General features: G+C 60.0%; 19 protein-coding genes, 1 other RNA gene and 1 other annotated feature. Of the genes, 15 read left to right on the forward strand and 5 right to left on the reverse strand.

From position 1 onward, the window contains the following. Positions 1–97: 97 nt before the first annotated feature. The 8 genes from J3350_RS03135 (at position 98) to J3350_RS03170 (ending at position 5,576) form a co-directional block, all read left to right on the forward strand. On the forward strand, positions 98–886 hold the full coding sequence (locus J3350_RS03135) for a hypothetical protein (protein WP_207685660.1): 789 nt from the start codon (positions 98–100) through the stop codon (positions 884–886). A gap of 158 nt (positions 887–1,044) precedes the next feature. Beyond that, on the forward strand, positions 1,045–1,383 hold the full coding sequence (locus tag J3350_RS03140; protein WP_055191133.1) for a YbaB/EbfC family nucleoid-associated protein: 339 nt from the start codon (positions 1,045–1,047) through the stop codon (positions 1,381–1,383). 19 nt (positions 1,384–1,402) lie between these two features. Continuing rightward, entirely contained in the window at positions 1,403–2,002 is a 600-nt protein-coding gene (gene recR, locus J3350_RS03145) for a recombination mediator RecR (protein WP_097792404.1), read from the forward strand. Between the two features lie 102 nt (positions 2,003–2,104). Continuing rightward, a complete protein-coding gene (gene smpB / locus J3350_RS03150; protein WP_118552805.1) occupies positions 2,105–2,587 on the forward strand; it encodes an SsrA-binding protein SmpB in 483 nt (160 codons plus the stop codon). A 68-nt stretch (positions 2,588–2,655) separates the two neighbouring features. Then, positions 2,656–3,004, forward strand: a transfer-messenger RNA (tmRNA) gene (ssrA, locus tag J3350_RS03155). Positions 3,005–3,435: 431 nt separating this feature from the next. Continuing rightward, the gene (locus J3350_RS03160; RefSeq protein ID WP_207685661.1) at positions 3,436–3,777 is read left to right on the forward strand and encodes a type II toxin-antitoxin system RelE/ParE family toxin; all 342 of its coding nucleotides are present in this window, start codon (positions 3,436–3,438) and stop codon (positions 3,775–3,777) included. 14 nt (positions 3,778–3,791) lie between these two features. Next, on the forward strand, positions 3,792–4,079 hold the full coding sequence (locus tag J3350_RS03165; protein ID WP_097770331.1) for a helix-turn-helix domain-containing protein: 288 nt from the start codon (positions 3,792–3,794) through the stop codon (positions 4,077–4,079). Positions 4,080–4,394: 315 nt separating this feature from the next. Then, positions 4,395–5,576 carry an FprA family A-type flavoprotein gene (locus J3350_RS03170; protein WP_207685662.1) on the forward strand — a complete coding sequence of 394 codons (1,182 nt, stop codon included), beginning with the start codon at positions 4,395–4,397 and terminating at the stop codon, positions 5,574–5,576. A gap of 67 nt (positions 5,577–5,643) precedes the next feature. Here J3350_RS03170 and J3350_RS03175 read toward each other — a convergent pair whose 3' ends face one another. Continuing rightward, positions 5,644–6,855, reverse strand: a complete 1,212-nt coding sequence (locus J3350_RS03175) for an MFS transporter (protein ID WP_207685663.1) — start codon at positions 6,853–6,855, stop codon at positions 5,644–5,646. 416 nt (positions 6,856–7,271) lie between these two features. Beyond that, positions 7,272–7,516 (forward strand) — a binding site (T-box leader). Between the two features lie 75 nt (positions 7,517–7,591). On the opposite strand from J3350_RS03175, the gene pheS reads away from it, so the two are divergent. The 6 genes from pheS to J3350_RS03205 all read left to right on the forward strand — a co-directional run bounded on the left by pheS (position 7,592) and on the right by J3350_RS03205 (position 14,394). Continuing rightward, on the forward strand, positions 7,592–8,614 hold the full coding sequence (gene pheS / locus J3350_RS03180) for a phenylalanine--tRNA ligase subunit alpha (RefSeq protein WP_097792400.1): 1,023 nt from the start codon (positions 7,592–7,594) through the stop codon (positions 8,612–8,614). Positions 8,615–8,632: 18 nt separating this feature from the next. After that, positions 8,633–11,044: a phenylalanine--tRNA ligase subunit beta gene (pheT, locus tag J3350_RS03185; protein ID WP_207685664.1), complete on the forward strand. Its 2,412-nt coding sequence runs from the start codon at positions 8,633–8,635 to the stop codon at positions 11,042–11,044. Between the two features lie 258 nt (positions 11,045–11,302). After that, positions 11,303–11,962 carry an amino acid ABC transporter permease gene (locus J3350_RS03190; protein WP_207685665.1) on the forward strand — a complete coding sequence of 220 codons (660 nt, stop codon included), beginning with the start codon at positions 11,303–11,305 and terminating at the stop codon, positions 11,960–11,962. Then, on the forward strand, positions 11,943–12,617 hold the full coding sequence (locus J3350_RS03195) for an amino acid ABC transporter permease (protein ID WP_207685666.1): 675 nt from the start codon (positions 11,943–11,945) through the stop codon (positions 12,615–12,617). Before J3350_RS03190 ends, J3350_RS03195 begins: the two co-directional genes overlap by 20 nt. A gap of 7 nt (positions 12,618–12,624) precedes the next feature. Then, positions 12,625–13,377, forward strand: coding sequence for an amino acid ABC transporter ATP-binding protein (locus J3350_RS03200; RefSeq protein WP_242700112.1), 753 nt, complete (start codon positions 12,625–12,627; stop codon positions 13,375–13,377). 108 nt (positions 13,378–13,485) lie between these two features. Further along, complete coding sequence (locus J3350_RS03205) at positions 13,486–14,394, forward strand: transporter substrate-binding domain-containing protein (RefSeq protein ID WP_207685667.1); 909 nt, start codon at positions 13,486–13,488, stop codon at positions 14,392–14,394. Between the two features lie 64 nt (positions 14,395–14,458). On the opposite strand, the gene J3350_RS03210 is transcribed toward J3350_RS03205, so the two are convergent. The 3 genes from J3350_RS03210 to J3350_RS03220 all read right to left on the reverse strand — a co-directional run bounded on the left by J3350_RS03210 (position 14,459) and on the right by J3350_RS03220 (position 17,750). Next, positions 14,459–15,019 (reverse strand): transporter, encoded by a 561-nt coding sequence (locus J3350_RS03210; RefSeq protein WP_207685668.1) that lies wholly within the window; start codon positions 15,017–15,019, stop codon positions 14,459–14,461. Between the two features lie 119 nt (positions 15,020–15,138). Next, positions 15,139–16,116 (reverse strand): substrate-binding domain-containing protein, encoded by a 978-nt coding sequence (locus J3350_RS03215; protein WP_207685669.1) that lies wholly within the window; start codon positions 16,114–16,116, stop codon positions 15,139–15,141. A 14-nt stretch (positions 16,117–16,130) separates the two neighbouring features. Next, positions 16,131–17,750, reverse strand: a complete 1,620-nt coding sequence (locus J3350_RS03220) for a DUF5046 domain-containing protein (protein WP_207685670.1) — start codon at positions 17,748–17,750, stop codon at positions 16,131–16,133. A 290-nt stretch (positions 17,751–18,040) separates the two neighbouring features. Between J3350_RS03220 and J3350_RS03225 the strand changes: the two genes are divergently transcribed. Beyond that, complete coding sequence (locus tag J3350_RS03225) at positions 18,041–18,844, forward strand: RICIN domain-containing protein (protein WP_207685671.1); 804 nt, start codon at positions 18,041–18,043, stop codon at positions 18,842–18,844. A 302-nt stretch (positions 18,845–19,146) separates the two neighbouring features. On the opposite strand, the gene J3350_RS03230 is transcribed toward J3350_RS03225, so the two are convergent. Next, the gene (locus tag J3350_RS03230) at positions 19,147–20,778 is read right to left on the reverse strand and encodes a CTP synthase (RefSeq protein WP_097792390.1); all 1,632 of its coding nucleotides are present in this window, start codon (positions 20,776–20,778) and stop codon (positions 19,147–19,149) included. Between the last annotated feature and the right edge of the window lie 140 nt (positions 20,779–20,918).

Genomic DNA, 20,918 nt, shown 5'->3' on the forward strand with positions numbered 1-20,918 from the left:
AACACGCCGCCACCCACCGATATCCACCCCTTGCATATGGCCGCCGCCGCAAGATGTTAAAAAGAGCCACCTCTTCAGCCTGTCCGAGCCGCCCCAGATGATGCAGCGGGCAGCGGTGGAAGCCGCACCCCGCCCGGCGGCCCCGCAGGAAACGTCCCGCCCCTTTGTGGCAGCGGCCCCGCCGCAGCCCTTTGTGAGCGTTCCGGTGGCCCCGGCAGCTCCTGCTGTGGAGCCTGCCGCACCGGTAACACAGACCGCGCCGGAGACGGCCACGCCTGCCTCCATGGCAGACCCGGAACCGCAGCCGGAACCTTCGGTCAAAGCAGCCCCTGCTGAGGACGACCTGCCGCCGCTTCCGGAGGAACCGCCGGTGCAGGACGCTGCCCCGCTGCCCTGGGATGAACCGGCCCGGCCTGCGCCTCCGGCCCAGCCCGAAGCGGCTCCGTCCACGTCGGCAGAAAAACCAGCTCCGGCCCAGGTGCAGCCCAGTGCCGAGCATCCGGCAGACCCCGCCCTCAACAAGCCCCGCAGGGTGGCAGCAGAGGGAATCAACCCCTTCCCCCAGTGGGATGAGGTGGTCCGGCTGCTGCAGGAAAAAGACCCCATGCTCTACACTTACCTCAAAAAGTCGAAGGGCTACTTCGACGGGACCCGCGTCCTCATCGACGGCGGAAAGACCTTCCGGGACTTCATCCGCGCCAACAAGGACAGCCAGCGCCTCATCAAGAAGCTCATCGCGCAGGTGTCCGGCGTAGCCGTGCCCATCGGCCCCTACGAGCCGAAAGCTGTCCACCGCTCTGCCACCAACGCCGAGGAATCCCTCCGCCGTCTGGAACAGCTGGGCGTGGACGTGAGCATTGAGGAGAGTGCGAAAAAGAAAAGGTAAGATGACCCTCTCCGTCAGCGCTGGCGCGCTGCCAGCTCCTCCAGAGAGGTTGTACCAAGGAAAGCGTATTCTTTCAGAACAGGCTGTTATAGTAAGCCCAACTAAGAGATTTCAATATCCAAAAAATTCTATATGATGATAAAGGAGAACTACGAACGATGAAAGCAAGAATGCCCGCAGGTTTTGGCCGCCCCGATATGAACGCCCTGATGCGTCAGGCACAGAAGATGCAGGATGACATGAAGGCCAAGCAGGCCGAGCTGGAAGCCGCCGAGTACACCGGCAGCGCATCCGGCGAGATGGTCACGGTGAAGATGAACGGCAAGCACGAGGTGCTCAGCATCTCCATCAAGCCCGAAGCCGTGGACCCCGACGACATCGAGATGCTGGAAGATCTGGTGGCTGCGGCCATCAACGCCACCGTCAAGCAGGTGGATGAGACCGCCGAGGCCGAGATGGGCAAGCTGACCGGCGGCCTGAATATCCCCGGCCTCTGAGCCGCGGGGAGGCGTCGCCATGAGTTATAATGCAGCCCCGCTGGACAAGCTGATCGAAGAGTTCAGCAAGTTTCCGGGCATTGGCACCAAGGGCGCGACCCGGATGGCCTATCAGGTGCTGAGCATGTCGGATGACGAGGCCGCCGCGCTGGCGGGTGCCATCCAGGCGGCCCACACCCGGCTCCACCGCTGCCGCGTCTGCCAGAACTATACCGAAGCCGAGCTGTGCCCTATCTGCGCCAGCGCCAAGCGGGACCGCTCGGTCATCTGCGTGGTGGAAAAGCCCCGCGACGTGCAGGCGTTTGAGCGCACCCGCGAATACCGGGGCCTGTACCATGTGCTCCACGGTCTGATGAACCCGCTGGACGGCATCACGGCCGAGCAGCTCACCGTCAAGGAGCTGCTGGCCCGCCTGAGCACCGACGAGGTGAAAGAGGTCATCATGGCCATGAACCCCACCGTGGAGGGCGAGGCCACCGCGATGTATCTGGCCAAGCTCATCAAGCCGCTGGGCATCAAAGTCACCCGTCTGGCCTACGGCCTGCCCGTGGGCGGCAATCTGGAGTACACCGACGAGAACACCCTGTACAAGGCACTGGAAGGCCGCGGGGAACTGTAAACCTGGCAAAAGTTTACAATTCCTTCAAAAACGGGCCTTGCAAAACCGCAAAAATGTGATATACTAACAAAATGAGACCAGAACAGAAAGGAGGCGTGCCCCATGGCACCTGCAAAAGAGCGTCCGGCCACAAAGACCATCGCCACCAACCGGGAAGCACGCCACGAATACTTCGTTCTGGAAGCGCTGGAAACAGGTCTGGAGCTGAAAGGCACCGAGGTGAAGAGCCTGCGGGCCGGCGGCGTCAACCTGAAAGACAGCTGGGTCGATATCGAGGACGGCGAGCTTCTGGTCAAGGGAATGCACATCACCCCCTACGACCACGGCAACATCTTCAACCAGGACCCCATGCGGGTGCGGCGTCTGCTGGCCCACAAGAACGAGATCCGGCGGCTGCATCAGCAGTGTAAACTGCAAGGGTATACGCTGGTTCCGCTCTCGCTCTATTTCAAGCATGGCCGCGTGAAGATGGAGCTGGGCCTGTGCAAGGGCAAAAAGCTCTACGACAAGCGCGCCGATGCCGCCAAGCGTGACGCAAAGCGCTCCATCGACCGGGCCGTCAAGTCCAACGGCACGTATTACTAAGATCTCCGGGCTGTTCCAGCCGGACGAAACTCTGCTTCACCGCACACCCTCACCGGTGTGCGTTTCATGGGGGCGTAAAGGTTTCGACGGGGGGAGCGAGGCCTGGGCAGCGGGTAGCAGTGGGGGATCTGCTCTAAACTCCTCCAAAAAATTAACTGACAACAATAATTATCAGTTGCTCGCAGCCTGAGTGCTGCGCGTTCCGCCCACTCTTGTGTCGTGTGGGGCCGGGGCGTCCTTTAGACACAGCACCTGAACGGACCTAAGCTTTGCGGACCGGCAGGAACTCATGAAGCTACCAATGCGTTAGCCTGGCGACCGGCGTGACGCGGAGGGAATGTTGTTGATCGCCTGCACCCGGAGACACCTACGCTGAACTCTTTTCGGACATGGGTTCGACTCCCATCGCCTCCACCAGTAATGGCTAGAAATTGACGTCATTTCGTTAATTTCTAGCCATTTTCTTTGCAAAAAATGTAACCGGTTACATTTTAGGTTGCATTTCGTTTTTGAAATTGCGAGCGTATTTTATCTTGCTTCTGGACAGTATCGGATGGGCTTGCTTTTATTTTTGCGGCAGATATACACGGCACCACAAATCGACAGAAAGTCATAATGTTCTCCCTTTGTAGTTTAAAATGCCATTATCATCCTATAAAGGAACTATCGCAATTTTCAAAAATAGCGCCAATCAGAACGGCATCTTTGCGATATGCAGTTTGCGGATGTTGCTTGTGCATTAAAAACGCAAACTGCTATAATATGTAAAGCGATACACTCTTGACAATAGAGAATATATCCACTATACTGTATATGAGATAAATCCACTATTCAAAGGGAGCGCAGCCGTGCAGGAATATGAAATTGAATTCTACGATAAAGCCGATGGCTCCGAGCCAGCCAAAGAGTTTATCCTAAGTCTGGATAAGAAAATGCAAGCCAAAGTTTTGCGTACCGTTGCGTTGCTCCGTGAAGAGGGGCCGTTTTTAAGGGAACCGTATTCCAAAGCACTGGATGATGGAATTTTTGAAATTCGTACCAAGTTTGGGTCGGATATTACCCGCGTGCTGTATTTCTTCGTGGTTGGTAAAAAGGTGATCCTCACAAATGGATTTATCAAAAAGACCCAGAAAACACCTGCTTCAGAGATCACGCTGGCAAAACAATATCGCGCAGATTATCTTGCCTGAAAGGAGAGTTCCAAATGACAAACTTCAACGATTTTTTGAATGAGCAGATGAAAGACCCTGAATTCAAGGCCGAATGGGACGCACTTGACCCGGAATTTTCCGTGATTGAAGCCATGCTCAAGGCCCGCAAAGAAAGCGGTTTGACCCAGAAGCAACTTTCGGAGCGCACGGGTATTGCACAGACCGACATCAGCAAACTGGAACGCGGCAATGCAAACCCATCTCTTCGTACCTTGCAGCGGCTTGCTGCCGGGATGGGAATGAAGGTTAAAATTGAATTTGTTCCTGCATCTGCAAAATGATTTAGTGATGGATGCGTTTCGGTAAAATAGAAAGCACAATAGTGACGCTATGCAGCGATATTTTCAAGCATGCGTTCGTCCGGCGTTGCAGTCCGTCCACCGGCAAAAAGCACCTGGATTCGTTAAAATCCAGGCGCTTTTCTTTGTTTATACCACACTGTTTGACGCACTTTGCAATGACAGAGCCTCCCCGCGCTGACGGAGAGGGATAAGCGGCTTGCAAAATGAGAACCCTTGTGCTATACTAAGAAAAGTTCCTAGTAAATATTTCCGGTTCGCCGGAACAGCGATACAACAGAAAAGAGGATGTCTGTTATGAGCGTGAAAAAGATCAGCGAGGCCATTCTGGGCGTAGGTGTGGATGATACCACCATCGACCTGTTCGAGAGCCAGTACCCGGTGCCCACCGGTGTGAGCTACAATTCCTATGTCATCCGGGACGAGAAGACCGCCGTTCTGGATACGGTGGACGCCCGCGCCACCGACCCGTGGCTGGGAAATCTGGCCGAGGCCCTGAACGGCACCCAGCCCGACTACCTCATCGTCTCCCACATGGAGCCGGACCACGGTGCCAACATCGCAAAGCTGGCTGCACGTTACCCGGCCATGCAGGTGGTGGGCAACGCTAAGACCTTCCAGTATATGGAGCAGTTCTTCGGTGCGGACGCCATCGCAAAGGAACGCCGCGTGGTGGTCAAGGACGGCGAGAGCCTGAGCCTGGGCAGCCACACGCTGACCTTCGTTTTTGCGCCCATGGTGCACTGGCCGGAAGTCATGGTGAGCTATGAGTCCACCGAGAAGGTGCTCTTCTCCGCCGATGGCTTTGGCCGCTTTGGCGCAGTGGCAAAGTTTGACGAACATGCCGACTGGGCCAGCGAAGCCCGCCGCTACTTCCTGAACATCGTGGGCAAGTATGGCCCGCAGGTGCAGGCTCTGCTGAAGAAGGCGGCTGCACTGGACATCCAGACCATCTGCCCGCTGCACGGCCCCGTGCTGACCGGCGACCTGAGCAAATACCTGGCCTACTATGACACCTGGTCCAGCTACAAGCCCGAAGAGCCGGAGAAAATCCTGGTTGCCAGTGCGTCCATCCACGGCCACACCCGCGCAGCAGCACACCAGATGGCCGAAAAGCTCCGCGCCAGAGGAGCCAAAGTCGTGGAGATGGACCTGACCCGCACCGATGTCTCCTACGCCGTGACCGAAGCCTTCCGCTGCGGGAAGATCGTGCTGGCCTGCGCCACCTACGACGGCTTCCTCTTCCCGCCGATGGAAAACCTGCTGGCCCACCTGAAGACCAAGAACTTCCAAAGCCGCACCATCGGCCTGATGGAGAACGGCACCTGGGCCCCCATGGCCGCCAAGCTCATGCGCGCCGAACTGGAGGGGATGAAGAACATCACCGTCTGTGGGAACGTCGTCACCATCCGTTCGGCAGTCAGTGCCGCATCGGAGGCACAGATGGAGCAGCTGGCGGAAGAGCTGATCGCAAAATAAGAAATACACAGCAAAAACAAGGGCCCGGCACCGGAAGTGTCGGGTCCTTGTTCTTTCTCTCGTTCTCTTATCGCTTTTTCTGCCTCAGAAGCACCAGTCCGCTCACGGCGACAAGGCCGCCGAGGAGGGCGAGACCGGCACCTGCCTGACCGAAGGCGTCACCGACCGCACCGACGAGGGGGCTGGCGGGGATCATGAGCAGGCTGTAGGCCATGCTGTCCACGCTGATGAGGGTGGCGCGCTGGTCGCTGGGGATGGCGTCGTTGAGCTGCTGGCTTTCATGCAGGAGGTAGACCTCCAAAACGCCTTGCACCAGCATCATGCCGAAGATGCCGCCCCAGGCAGGCGCGGTGCCCACCAGAAGGGTGCCCGCACCGCAGAGCAGGGCACAAACGGCGTAGAACTGCCGCATGGAACAGAACCGGACCCGGCGCCCGGCCTCGGTGCCGAGGACGCAGGCGAGGCCGCCCAGCAGCAGGGGAAGGAACAGCACTTCGGTGGGCCAGCCCAGCTCAATGAGACGCTGCTGCAAAAACATCTTGGTCAGGTAGCTGGGCACCGAGATGATCGCACTGGATACGATGAGCTTCGCGGCCAGCGGGCAGGTGCGCAGAACATGCAGACTGTCCTGCACGAGCAGGGTGAATTGACCGGGCAGGTCGTGCAGGGATTGCCGGGCCCGGTTGGCCTGCGCTGCCGTGACGATGGGTTCGTTCATCCATCGGCAGGCGAGGGTGGAGACGCCCTCGAACAGGGCGCTGAGCAGATAAAAGCCTGCAAAGCCGAGGAACCGCTGGACCGTGCTGGCCAGCGAACCCAGCGCACTGGCCAGCATGGAGATCTGGGAACTGTTGGCGGAGATCTGAAGGTACTCGTCCTCGCGGTCTTCCGTCTTGAGGCTGTCGTAGACAAGGGCCGTGAAGGTGCCGGAGAACAGGGTACCGTACAGCGCGTTCAGCGCCATTGCGAAGCAGATGGCAAACAGGTTCGGTGCAAACGCCATCAGCAGGTTGGAGGTGACGGCCAGCACACCGCCGGACACAAGGGCTTTTTTGCGGCCCAGCAGATCTGCCACCATGCCGCTGGGCACTTCGCACAGCAGGTTGACGATATGGAAAACACTTTCGGCCAGGCCGATCTCCCACAGGGAGAACCCCCGTGCGGCCAGCAGCGCGACCCACACGGCGTCGGTGATCCGCAGGCCGGAGAAGAAGTCGGCCGTATACACACAGCCAAGCTGCCGCTTGATGTTGAGCGTTGATTGTTTATTTGATTTCATGGAAAGCACCTTTTCATTTTTACAAGATGAAACAGTGCCCATCCTTAGAGTCTCTTTGTACAACCTCTCCGTCACCTTCGGTGACACCTCTCCTGGTAGGAGAGGCCTTGGCATTGCGCAAACTCCATCTTTTCCCCCTTCGGGGGAGCTGGCTGCGTAGCAGACTGAGAGGGCGATTCCTAAAAATGGGCGCACTTCGAACCGGAAATGCTTAAGGGTTTCCTTTTTTGAAGAAAACGCAGCCGTTCCAACCCATGTGGGTGCACCCTCCTTCCAGTAAAACGTTGCGCTCAGCATACCATATCCCGGCGGAAAACACAAGCAAAAACGGAAAATTGCCACAAAATCCGCTTCTGCGCTTGCAAACCGCGCCGAAATGTGGTAAGATGATTTCTGGTTATGAAAACCTGATATGCAAAAACGCAGCGACGGAGAAAGTACGTGCAGTGTGTCCGGCAAAGAGAGAAGCTTCACCGGCTGAAAGGGCTTCCGAGAGAGACGTGCACCGAAGTTCGCTCCTGAGCGGCCCGCGTGAACGGCTGAAGACAGCCTGCTAGTGCGGGACGGTGCGCCCCGTTACGGCGTTTGAGCGCCGCTCCTTATAAAAAAGAGCGGAAACCGGGTGGTACCGCGGAGTAAAGTTTACAGCTTCGTCCCCTTTGCCGAAAGGCAGAGCGGGGCGGAGCTTTTTTGTTACCCGCTGAACAAGAAGAAAACCGAGAAGGAGAGAATTTCCATGCAAGCAATGATCGACGAGCTGGCCAAACAGGCCGAAGAAAGCCTCGGTCAGGTCTCTTCCAAGGAGACGCTGGCCACGTTCTGGCAGGAATATCTGAGCAAAAACGGCAAGATCCCCGCGCTGATGAAAAATCTGCGCTCCGTCGCGCCGGAAGAACGCCCCGCCATGGGCAAGATCATCAACGAACTGAAGACCAAGGTGCAGGCGGACTACGATGCTGCCGCTGCCAAGGTGAAGGAAGCCGAGCTGGCCGCCCGCAACGCCGCCGAGACCGTGGACATCACCCTGCCCGCCAAGACCCGCGCGGTCGGCGGTCTGCATCCGCTGACGCTGGTCACCAACCAGATCATCGACGTCTTCTCCGGCATGGGCTTTGCTGTGGCGGACGCCCCGGAGATCGAGGACGACGACCACAACTTCACCCGCCTGAACGTCCCGAAGGACCACCCCGCCCGCGATATGCAGGATACCTTCTACCTGTCCGATGAGTTCCTGCTCCGCACCCAGACCTCCGGCGGCCAGATCCGCACCATGGATTCTCAGAAGCCACCCATCAAGGTGCTTATCCCCGGCCGCGTCTTCCGTTCCGACTCCGACGCGACCCACAGCCCCATGTTCCACCAGATGGAAGGTCTGGTCGTGGACAAGGGCATCACCCTGGGCGATTTGCAGGGTGCCCTGAACACCTTCGTGCAGAAGCTGTTCGGTGCCGACACCCGCACCCGCCTGCGCCCGTCCTACTTCCCGTTCACCGAGCCCAGCGTCGAGGTCGATGTCAGCTGCTTCGAGTGCCACGGCAAGGGCTGCCCCCTGTGCAAGCACACCGGCTGGATCGAAGTTCTGGGCGGCGGCGTCGTCAACCGCAAGGTTTTGGAGAACTGCAACATCGACCCGGATGAGTACTCCGGCTTCGCCTTTGGCATCGGCATCGAGCGTATCGCCATGCTGAAATACGGCATCAACAACATCGGCCTGATGTTCGAGAACAACCTGGAGTTCCTCAAGCAGTTCCATGAATAAGAGGGGAGAGAGCAAACAATGAAAGTACCTTTCAGTTGGTTAAAAGAACTTGTCGATATCGACGTCACGGCTCAGGAATTGGAGGAGAAGCTCTTCTCCTGCGGGTTTGAGGTCGAAGAGTTGATCCCGCTGGATGCAGGCATCAGCAAGGTGGTCGTTGGTAAGATCGTGGAGATGGAAAAGCAGGAGGGCACCCACCTGACCAAGTGTGTGGTGGACTGCGGCGACTACGGCCACGACATCCGCATCAGCACCGGTGCCTCCAACATGAAGCTGGGCGACTGTGTGCCCGCCGCTCTGGATGGCTCCACCCTGCCCGGCGGCATCAAGATCAAGGCCCGCAAGATGCAGGGCGTTGAGTCCAACGGTATGCTCTGCTCCGGCGAGGAGCTGGGTCTGAACGATGATCTGTTCCCCGGTTCGGAAGTCTACGGCCTGCTCATCCTGCCCGAAGACAGCGTCCCCGGCACCGACATCGCACCGGTGGTCGGTCTGGATGACTACATCTTCGATATCTCCATCACCGCCAACCGCCCGGACTGCCAGTCCGTTCTGGGCATCGCGCGGGAGGTCTCTGCCATCCTCGGCAAGCCCCTGCACATGCCCGCCATGGATTACCAGACCGTCTGCGACGCCGATGCCCCCATCACCGTGCAGGTGGAGGCTCCCGACCTGTGCCCCCGCTACATGGCACACTATGTCCGCAACATCCGGATGGGTGAGTCTCCCCGCTGGATGAAGCGCCATCTGGCCCTGTGCGGCCTGCGTTCCATCAGCAACGTGGTCGATATCACCAACCACACCCTGCTGGAGATGGGCCAGCCCATGCACGCCTTTGACCTGAACAAGGTCGCGGGCCGCACCATCGATGTCCGCCGCGCCCACGAGGGTGAGAAGATCGTGACCCTCGATGAGAAGGAGTTCACCCTGAACCCCAACAACCTCGTCATCTGCGATGCAGAAAAGCCGGTGGCACTGGCCGGCATCATGGGCGGTGCCAACTCCGGCATGGATGAGAACACCACCAGCCTGCTCTTTGAGTGCGCCACCTTCGCCCGCGACTCCGTCCGCAAGACCAGCCGCGCGCTGGGCCAGAACAGCGACTCCTCCGCCCGCTACGAGAAGGGTGTGGACCGCCACTCGCCCGAACTGGGCCTCGCCCGTGCCCTGCACCTGATCCAGGAGCTGGACTGCGGCGACATCACCACGCTGGAATACGACCTGACCGATGGCCGCCCGCTGGAGCGCAGGCACATCGTGACCACCCCCGCCAAGATCTGCGGTGTGCTGGGCATCACGGTGCCTGACCAGACCATGATCGACATCCTGCAGCGTCTGGAATTCACTGTGGACGTGCAGGCCGACGGCAGCTGGGATGTTTCCGCCCCGCTGTACCGCGAGGATGTGGAGAGCTTCCCCGACCTGGCCGAGGAGGTCATCCGTGAGTACGGCTACGACCACATCGTGCCCACCTTCCTGAACACCGCTGCTGTCACCAACGGCGGTCTGAACTACGACCAGAAGCAGCAGCTCAAGACCAAGCGTCTGCTGGCGGCGCAGGGCTTCTATGAGGCATCCACGCTGGCCTTCTACTCCAACGCAGAGCTGGACATGCTGCACATCCCCGCCGATGATGCTGCCCGCAAGGCCATCCGCATCCTGAACCCCATCAGCGAGAACCTCTCCATCATGCGCACCCTGCTCACCCCGTCCATGCTGAACGTCATCGTGGACAACCTGAAGAAGGGCAACGCCGAGGGCCGTCTGTTCGAGATGGCACCGGTCTATCTGGCCAAGGAACTGCCCCTCTGCGAGCATCCGCACGAGCGCCAGACCCTCTGCATCGGTGCCTTCGGCCCGGAAGAGGACTTCTTCACCGTCAAGGGCGCCATGGAGGCACTGGCAGCCGGTTTCGGCCTGCACTTCACCTACGAGCGCGAGACTGCGCCCTGGCTGCACCCCGGCATCAGCGCCGCTGTCTACTGCGGCGGCAAGCGTCTGGGCGTCTTCGGCAAGCTCTCCAATGAGATCAACGGCGAGCTGGAGATCGCAAAGGAACAGAAGGACAGCCAGAACATCTACCTCGGTGAGCTGGACTACGAGGCCCTGATGAGCTGCGTGGACGGCGAGCTGCGCTATCAGCCGCTCAGCCCCTATGCTGCCGTCAAGCGCGATCTGGCCCTCGTCTGCGAGGAACAGGTCACCTGCGGCGAGATCGAGGAGACCATCAAAAAGGCAAGCCCGCTCATCACCGACGTGAAGCTGTTCGATATCTATCGCGGCGCAAACCTCGGCGCGGGCAAGAAGAGCATGGCGTTCTCCCTGACGCTGTCCGACCCCAGCGCAGAAGTCTCTGCCGAACAGGTCGAGCGCGCCGTCAAAAAAGTGCTGGGCAACCTGAAGTTCAAGCTCGGCATCGAGATCCGCTGATTCAAAACAAGAAATAGAACAGGGCAAAGGCCGTCTGTGCAAGCTGCATGGGCGGCCTTTGCCTTTGTGCAAACATACCAATATTGTATGAAATCTGCGAAAAAAGAGAGTGCGCAAAAAACGCGCTGAAAGGTGGAATCAGGGCAAACCTGAAAAAACGGACGCCAAAATCCCCTATAATCCTATTGACATTCTATGGAAATGGGTTTATCATACGGCCAACGAAAAAAAATCAATGCAAAAAAGGAGGGGACAGGCATGGACTGGGACGTCATCGCAAGCTATCTGCCGCAGTACGAAAAAGCGGCGTGGCTGACGCTGCGGCTGGGTGTCATCGGCATCGTGTGGGCCATTGGCATCGGGCTGGTCTGCGCCGTGCTCCAATACGATAAAGTGCCGGTGCTGCGCCGCCTTGTGGGGGCATATATCCAGCTCAGCCGGAACACGCCGCTGCTGGTGCAGCTGTTCTTCATCTACTACGGCCTGCCGAAGGTGGGCATCAAGACCAACGCAGAGATCTGCGGCATCGCGGGTCTGGCGTTTCTGGGCGGCAGCTACATGGCCGAAGCCTTCCGCAGCGGGCTGGAGGCCATCGAGCCCATCCAGACCGAGAGCGCGTACAGCCTGGGCATGACCCGGCTGCAGACGCTGCGCTACGTCATCCTGCCGCAGGCGGTGTCCACCAGCGTGCCCGCCTTCATGGCCAACGTCATCTTCCTGCTCAAGGAGACCAGCGTCTTCAGCGCAGTCAGCCTGATGGACCTGATGTTCACCGCCAAAGACCTCATCGGCCTGTACTACAAGACGCCGGAGTGTCTGTTCCTGCTGGTGGTGTTCTACCTCATCATCCTGCTGCCGGTGTCGCTGCTGGGCAGCTGGCTCGAAAGGAGGGTGCGCTATGCCGGATTTGGGTCTTGAGGTCCTGTTCAAGGGCAAAAACCTCATCCGTCTGCTGGGCGGTCTGGGCGTGGCGCTCAAGATCAGCGCCGTGTCCGTCCTCATCAGCCTGCCGCTGGGCATCCTGCTGGGTGTGCTGATGACCTTCAAAAATCCCATCCTGAAAGCCATCCTCCGGGTGTATCTGGAGGTCATCCGCATCATGCCCCAGATGGTGCTGCTCTTTCTGGTCTACTTCGGCACCACCCGCACTTTCGGGTGGGACCTCTCCGGCGAGACCGCGTCGGTCATCGTCTTCGTGCTGTGGGGCACCGCCGAGATGAGCGACCTGGTGCGCGGGGCGTTGATCGCCATCCCGAAGCACCAGTACGAGAGCAGCGAGGCACTGGGCCTGAGCCGGGCACAGACCTACTGGTACATCATCGTCCCCCAGACCGTGCGGCGGCTCATCCCGCTGTCCATCAACCTCATCACCCGCATGATCAAGACCACCAGCCTTGTGCTGATGATCGGCGTGGTGGAGGTGCTCAAGGTGGCCCAGCAGATCATTGAGGCAAACCGCATGGCCAGCCCCAACGCCGCCTTTGGCATCTACCTGACGGTATTTTTGCTGTATTTCCTCGCTTGCTGGCCCATCAGCCTGCTGGCGGGCTATCTGGAAAAGAAATGGAAGTGACCCGGACATGTCAGAACCGATCTTGACCGTGGACCATCTGGTGAAAAGCTACGATGGTCAGACGAACATCCTGGATAACGTGAGCTTTGGCGTTCAGCCCGGCGAGGTCATCGTCGTGGTGGGGCCGTCTGGCTGCGGCAAGAGCACCCTGCTGCGCTGTCTGAACGGATTGGAGCCGGTGCAGGCAGGCCGGGTGCAGCTGGGCAGTGAGACCGTCGCCTACGGCGGCAAGAATCTGGCGGCCCTGCGCCAGCGCATCGGGATGGTGTTTCAGAGCTACGAGCTTTTTCCACATCTGACCGTGCTGGATAACATCCTGCTGGCTCCGACCAAAGTGCAGAAGCGCCCCAAAGCCGAGGTGCAGCAGGAGGCAGAAGCTCTGCTGGACCGCGTGGGCCTGCTGCAAAAGGCAAAAAGCTACCCGCGGGAGCTTTCCGGCGGCCAGAAGCAGCGCGTTGCCATCGTGCGGGCGCTGTGTATGCACCCCGAAATTCTGCTCTTTGACGAAGTGACCGCCGCCCTTGACCCGGAGATGGTCCGTGAGGTGCTGGATGTCATGCTTGACCTGGCCCGCGAGGGCAAAACGATGGTCATCGTCACCCACGAGATGCAGTTTGCCCGTGCCGTCGCGAACCGTGTGCTCTTTCTGGATGGAGGCCGCATCGTCGAGGAGGCCCCGCCCGCACAGTTCTTTGACCACCCGCAGACCGAACGTGCAAAGAAGTTTTTGAACACCTTCACGTTTGAGGCAGTGAAGTAACGGCGCACGCATTTTTCAGACTGAGAGGTTCCAAGCCAGCAACTGCAACTGTGTGCAGTTCAGATAAATCATATGGGAAAGTTATCATAAAGCAAAGGAGAACAAACGATGAAAACCAACAAGATCACCCGCCGTTCTTTCCTGCTGGGCCTGGGTGCCGCAGCAGCTGCCAGCGCACTGACCGCCTGCGGCGGTTCGTCCAGCTCCACGGCGGCTTCCGCTTCCAGTTCTGCCGCTGGTTCCGCTGCGGGCAGCGACACCGTTTACCGCACCCTCGATGAGATCAAGGCCGACGGCACCGTGAACATCGGCGTCTTCTCGGATAAGAACCCGTTTGGCTATGTGGATGAGAACGGCGAGTATCAGGGCTACGACGTCTACTTTGCCAACCGTCTGGGCGAAGACCTGGGCGTGGAGGTGAACTTCGTCTCCACCGAGGCTGCTAACCGCATCGAGTATCTGCAGACCGGCAAGGTGGACATCATCCTCGCCAACTTCACCGTTACCCCGGAGCGCGCCGAGGAAGTCGATTTCGCCCTGCCCTACATGAACGTTGCGCTGGGCGTCATCTCGCCGGACAGCAACGTCATCACCAGCCTGGACGACTGGAAGGCCGACGACCAGATGATCGTCATCTCCGGCACCACGGCGGAGACCTATCTGGTCAAGAACTACCCCAATATCCCGCTTCAAAAGTACGATTCCTACGCCACGGCCAAGAATGCACTGGAGAACGGCAACGGCGTGGCATGGGCCAACGACAACACCGAGGTCATTGCCTTCGCCAAGCAGAACCCCGGCTACACCGTCGGCATCCCCTCGCTGGGCAGCGCCGACACCATCGCCCCGGCTGTCAGCAAGGGCAACACCACCCTGCTGGACTGGATCAACGAGGAGATCGCCGCGCTGGCCGATGAGCAGTTCTTCCATAAGGACTACGAGGAGACCCTCGTGGATACCTACGGTGCCGACTACGAGGACGAACTCGTCGTCGAGGGCGGCGTCGTGAACGCATAAACTGAGCCAAAACAACAGCCCCCGTGCCAAAGCACGGGGGCTGTGTGCGTTCCGGGGAAAAGACTCACTCGACATCCTCATATTCCGGGGCGTTCTCTTCTTCGTCGAGGTCCTCGGCGTGGATGCGGTCATGCAGACGCTGGCGGAACTCCTGGGCAGGGATGCCGCTCTGGTTCGGGGTCAGGTCGGGGGCAGGGTTGCCGTCCGGCAGGTGGGCACCGAATGCAGGCACGAAGAAGAACTTGCGCACAACGAAGATGAGCGCGATGGCACCCACGCTGAGCAGGTTCTCAACAGCGGATTCGTGGCCGACCACCATGTGGCGGGCGATGGCGTAGAGCAGCACTTCCAGGCTGCTGCCGGGGCTGTGCTTAGCCAGCATCTTGATGAACTCGATGCCGATGACGATGTCCAGCGCACGTTCCAGAAATGTGCGGATCTCTGCATCGTTGCCGTCGAACAGCAGGCCGGGCATCCATTTCAGCAGCGGCACGATGCTGAACAGCAGGCCGATAAGGACCAGCCCGGAGAGAGTGATCTCCAGCAGGGTGGATGCCTGGATGATGTAGTTGCGCAGCGCGGTGCGGCCGTGGCTTTCCACAGGGTGGTTGTGGGGTTTGAGCATGGTTCATTCTCCTTCGCATCTTCACGTCTTGCGGCAGATCTGGCCGAGACCGCCAGACTTTTCTTCATTGTAGCAAAGAATGGAAACGAAGTCAAATGAATGGAACACGCAAGTAAAAATTATTGAGCGGCCACATAGCCGGACTTCTGGATGCAGGCGCGGCCTGCATCGGTGGAGAGCCAGTCGTAGACCTTGCGCTCCGGGGTGTCGGGGCCGGAATCCTGCCGGACTGCGGCATAAAACTCGTTGCACAGGGGGTAGCTCTCGTCCGCGATGGTGTCGGCCGCGGGGGTCACGCCGTCCACGGCCAGCAGCCGCAGGCCGGGCTTGGAGTACATCTCCGAGATGTAGTAGTAGACCGAGAAGCCGATGGCATTGGCCGCGTTGTTGTACTCGGCAATGTCGTCTACCAGCTCACCCATCATGGCAGGGGCCAGCTCGGTGGGGGCGTCCATCAGCTCGCCGCCCTGAATGAGCAGCTTCTGGAACAGGGTCTGGCTGCCGGAGTCCTCCCGGCGCTGGAAGGCCACGATGTCGGCATCCTCGCCGCCCACGTCCTTCCAGTTGGTGATCTTCCCGGCGTAGATGTCCCGGAGCTGCTGCCGGGTCAGGCTCTGGACGGGATTGTCCTCGTTCACGATGAAGACCAGCGCGTCCCGGCCAATGGCTTTCTGGTCCAGCGGGGCACCATCGGCCTTCAGCTCTTCCTTGACGGACTCCGGGGCCTCGTAGGCGATGATGAGCCGGGTGCCGTTCTCGGTGTCGCCGTAAAGGCCCAGGTTCCGCCAGGCCCAGGCGGTGGTGTTGGTGGTCACGGCGCTCTGGGCGGCTTCCAGCTCCATGCCGGTGGTGTCGGCCATGATCTGCGCAATGAGCGGGATGCAGGCCGTGGAGCCGTCGGTGACGGGAAACTCATCCTCGGTGAGGATGGGCGCTGCGGGCACTTCGCTGGCGGAAGAGGCAGGTGCTTCGGACGAAGCGGCACTCGATGCCGGTGCGCTGGAAGCGGCCTCTCCGCAGGCGGCCAGCAGCGCCGCCGTGGAGACGGCCCCCAGCCCCAGCAGGAAGGAACGGCGGGAAATTTTAGACTGTTTCATGGTGAAACCCTCCCTCAATAGAAGTAGTTGTTGGTCTCGTCGCTGGTGGAAGTGAAGATGCTCTGGCAGTAGATCCAGTTGCCCTCCACGTCCATCCAGCCGTAATCGAAGCCCTTGCGCGCCACGAAGACGCCCGCAGGCAGGGGCGCACTGCTGTTGTAGCGGGAATACTCGCCGCAGCTGCCCAGCCCGGCCAGAACGACCGCGCCGTCGCTGTCCAGCAGGTCGTACAGCCAGGTGCTGCCGGGGCCGCGGTAGCTGATGGAGAAATAGAAGTCGTCCTCCGTGGCAGCCACGGGCCAGAGATAGCCATCGAAGTCGTCGCCGTAGCGGGCGGTGAGGTCGGCCATCGAAAGGGTCTTGCTCAGCGTCGGCCCGGCGAGGGTCAGGGTGGTCACATCGTAGTTGTCGTTGTCGTACTGGCGCAGATTGACCCAGCCGCTGCCCTGGTCGTAGAGGTCGGTGCGGTGCAGCGTTTCCAGCGGCGCAACCGTCGTGTCGGTCCGGATGGCACCGGTGTCCATGTCGTAGACGCGGAGGGTGCCGTCCCTGGCGTAGATGTCCAGCGTGTTGGTGCCCAGGGCCATGTTGTAGAGGTCGAGGGTGTCGCCGGTGGTCAGGTCGTAGAGGAGGTAGCCGCCCTCCCGGTAGAGCACGGTCACGCCGGGCGCGTACCCGCTGATGGCGTTGTCAAATTCGCACAGCACGGTGCTGGTCATGTCGCTGACCAGATCCACGAGCTGATACTTGCCCTCGTCGGTCCGGAAGCTGGCAATGCCCGCGTGGAGATAGGTGACAAAGCCGCTCCGTTCCTCGCCGGTGGCCGCATTCAGCAGGGAAGTAGACTCCAGGCTCGTGCCGTCTTCGTTGTAGGTGTCGATCTCCACCCAGTCGGCGGGGGCCAGCGGGTCGTCGATCCCGGCGGAAAGGCTGTACAGCAGGCCGTGAAAGTTCTGGTAGACCACGGTGCCGTCCTTTTCCTGGATCTGAACGGCAGCATACTGGTAGAGGTCGTCGTTCTCTTCATCGGGCGCAGCATCGCCGGGGGCATAGAGGCCAAAGGCCAGCCGGTCGCCCGCCACAAGGCAGGTGTAGGCGTTTTCGGGCACGGGGTACTCAATGCCCGAAGCAAAGTCCAGCACCCGCACGTCGCCCGCTGCATGGTCGTGCAGGGGCGAATAGGCGAAGCTGGTGGGGGTGGTCAGAACGAGCACGCCGCCGGAAAGGCGGATATCGTATTCGCGGTCAAAGGTGTAGAGCGCCTCACCCGTCCGGTCGAAGATGCCGCTGCGCCGCCCGGCGGCGGTGTCCGGGTCAGACCAGGTGCAGACGAACCAGTTCGTCTCGCCGGTCTGGCTGTCGGTCAGCAGATAGGACGTTTCGCTGGCAGGGGACTGGTGCACCACCTTGTCGCCGCAGAGGATGGTGTTCCCGCCGAGGGAGTCATAGCTGGAGAAGAGCCGCAGCCTGCCGTCCCGCAGGGAGGAGGCGTCGTATTTAGGCGGTTCCTCCTCCTGCTGGGGGTGGGACACGGGCCGGGACGGCGTGGGCAGCAGCGAACAGGAGGTGAACACCCCCGCCGCCAGTGCCAGGCCCGCTGCCGCGCAGCCGATGCGGAGTAGATTCTGTTTCATAATGCAGTACCTCACAGGTCACAGGGACGAAATGCGGATGGGCTTTCCCATTTGATTATAATACGAAACACCCGGACATTCCATTGCATTGGAACATTTTGGTGTGGTTACAATTTGGTTACGACCGAAAGTTCAGTCGAAGTTTGCAAAAGCAGATGAAAAGCGGACGCTTTTTGGTCAAAGTGCTAAAGGAATGTCGAAATCCTTGTAAAAAATTACGACAAGTGGTATAATTTAACAAGACAAAAAGATCGATTTGTTTGTGAGAAAAACGTTTGGAGGGAATTATCATGAAAACTGTTGCACAGACTGTGATCGAAGCAGATCGTTTTTACACCATCGCTGCCCGCACCGGCAGCGTCATCGAGGCGGCTGCTTCCACGAAGAACGAGGAGACCGTTCGTCTGGGCAAATACGACCACAAGCCCGAACAGGAGTGGGCGTTCATCCGCGTAGGGGACGGTGTCTACCGCATCCGCAACCGCGCTTCCGGCAAGCTCCTCGACCTGATGATGACCGGCACCGCCAACGGCACCTGGCTGCATCTGTGGGAGGATGTGGGCGGCACGTCCCAGATGTGGACCGTGGAGCCTACCCCCGCCGGCACCGTCCGCCTGCGCTCTTCCTGGGCCAGCGGCAAGTGCATCGACACCGTGGGCATGGGCGTCTCCGACGGCGCACAGCTGCAGATCTGGCAGGAGACCGCCGGGGAAGACCAGCTCTGGACCATCTCCGAGGTGAAGGACCGCGCCAGCGCAAAGCGCGCTGCCAAAAAGGACGAGCCCGCCGCCGCTCCCGTTGAGGAAAAGGTCGAAGTCAAGGCAGAGGAGAAGCCCGCAGAAGCCGCTCCTGCGGTCGAGGCCCCCAAGGCGGAAGAAGTCAAGGCAGAGCCGGTCAAGGCGGAAGAGAAGCCCGCAGAGACTGCTCCTGCTGTTGAGGCACCCAAGGCCGAGGAAGTCAAGGCCGAACCGGCCAAGGTAGAGGCAAAGCCCGCAGAAAAGGCTGCCCCCGCAGCAGTCAAGGCTCCGGTCAAGAAGCCTGCTGCCCGGAAGACCAGCCGCGCCGCCCGCAAGAAGGCTGCTGCAAAGAAGTGACCCTCTCAGGCATCGCGCAGCGATGCCAGCTCCCCCAAAGGGGGAGCCTTTGGCAGGTCGGGCAACTCCTGCTGAATGATGAAGGCATTCTGATATCGTAAACGAAAGTGCTCCGCTGTCAAGACCAGCGGCATCTGTACCATGCTCTGACAAAGAGCAATGGGAATGATGCTGTGAATCGAAACAGCGGAGCGCTTTTGTTTATGGTTTTATGGGGCTTTGTTCATTTCAGCACAGTCAAAACCGGCTCGCCAGTGGCTCCCCCTCTGGGGGAGCTGTCTGCGCAGCAGACTGAGAGGGGATCACACGTTCATCATGCTGCGCTGCGCGGCGGCACGGAACTGGAGAGCTGCTGCGATGAAGCCCTTGAACAGGGGATGCGCGCGGTTGGGGCGGCTCTTGAACTCCGGGTGGAACTGGGCACCCAGATGGAAGGCGCGGCCCGGCAGCTCCACGGTCTCGACCAGACGGCCGTCGGGGCTGGTGCCGGAAATGACCAGACCCTTTTCCTCCATCTCGCTGCGGAAGTCGTTGTTGAACTCGTAGCGGTGGCGGTGGCGCTCCCAGATCTCCGGTTCGCCGTAGCACTCGGCCATCTTAGTGCCGGGCTTGACGGTGCAGGGGTATTTGCCCAGGCGCATGGTGCCGCCCTTGGGGATGTTGCCCTGCTGGTCGGCCATCAGCGCGATGACATTGTGCTGGCCGTCCGGGGTGAACTCGCTGGAGTTCGCATCGGCGTAGCCCAGCACATTGCGGGCAAACTCCATGACCATGATCTGCATGCCCAGGCAGATGCCGAAGTAGGGCACATGGTTCTCGCGGGCGTACTGTGCGGCCTGGATCATTCCCTCGATGCCGCGGTCACCGAAGCCGCCGGGCACGATGATGCCGTCCACATCGGTAAAGGCTTCCTTGCAGGCGGCCTGGTCGGTCAGGTCTTCGCTCTCGACCCAGCGGATCTCCACCTGGCTGTCGTTCTCAAAACCGGCGTGGTAGAGGCTCTCCATGACGGAGAGGTAGGCATCGTGCAGCTTGACATACTTGCCCACCAGTGCGATGGTGCAGGTCTTGCTGCGGGTGGCGATGCGGGAGACCACCTGCTTCCACTCGGTCAGGTCGGCAGGGGGGACGTCCAGCTTCAGCTTCTTGACCACCACATCGTCCAGACCGTTGGTGTGGAGCATCAGCGGGCACTGGTAGAGGCTGGGCATGGTCAGGTTCTCGATGACGCACTCCGGCTTTACGTTGCAGAAGGTGCTGATCTTGCGGCGGATGTCGCCGCCCACGCTGCCGTCGGCACGCAGGATGATGATGTCGGGGTTGATGCCCATGCCCTGCAGCTCCTTGACGGAGTGCTGTGCAGGCTTCGATTTGTACTCGTCCGAGCCGGAGATGTAGGGCACCAGCACGACGTGGATGTAGCAGCAGTTGTCGCGGCCCTGCTCCAGGCCCACCTGACGGATGGCCTCCAGGAAGGGCTGGCTCTCGATGTCGCCGGTGGTGCCGCCGATCTCGGTGATGACCACATCAGCCTCGGTGGAGGAGGCCAGGTTGTAGATGTAGCTCTTGATCTCGTTGGTGATGTGGGGGATGATCTGGACGGTCTGGCCCAGGTATGCGCCCTGGCGCTCCTTGTTCAGAACGTTCCAGTAGACCTTGCCGGTGGTCAGATTGGAGTATTTGTTCAGGTTCTCGTCGATGAAGCGCTCGTAGTGGCCCAGGTCGAGGTCGGTCTCGGTGCCGTCGTCGGTCACGAAGACCTCGCCGTGCTGCAGCGGGCTCATGGTGCCGGGGTCCACGTTCACATAGGGGTCGAGCTTCTGGCTGGCGACCTTCAGGCCGCGGCACTTGAGCAGGCGGCCCAGCGAAGCGGCCGTGATGCCTTTGCCCAGACCGGAGACGACGCCGCCGGTGACGAAGATGAATTTTGCCATAAAAATGGTCCTCCTCTATCTCGTTTGATTCTGATACTTTTCCCAGAAGCTCCCTTTGGCACCGCGCAGGCGATGCCGCCGCCCTCCCAGAGGGGGGCTGTCTGCGAAGCAGACTATGGGGAGCTCGTTTTCCGACATAA

The sequence above is a fragment of the Faecalibacterium sp. Marseille-Q3530 genome (assembly GCF_017377625.1).
Taxonomy (GTDB): Bacteria; Bacillota; Clostridia; order Oscillospirales; family Ruminococcaceae; genus Faecalibacterium; species Faecalibacterium prausnitzii_E.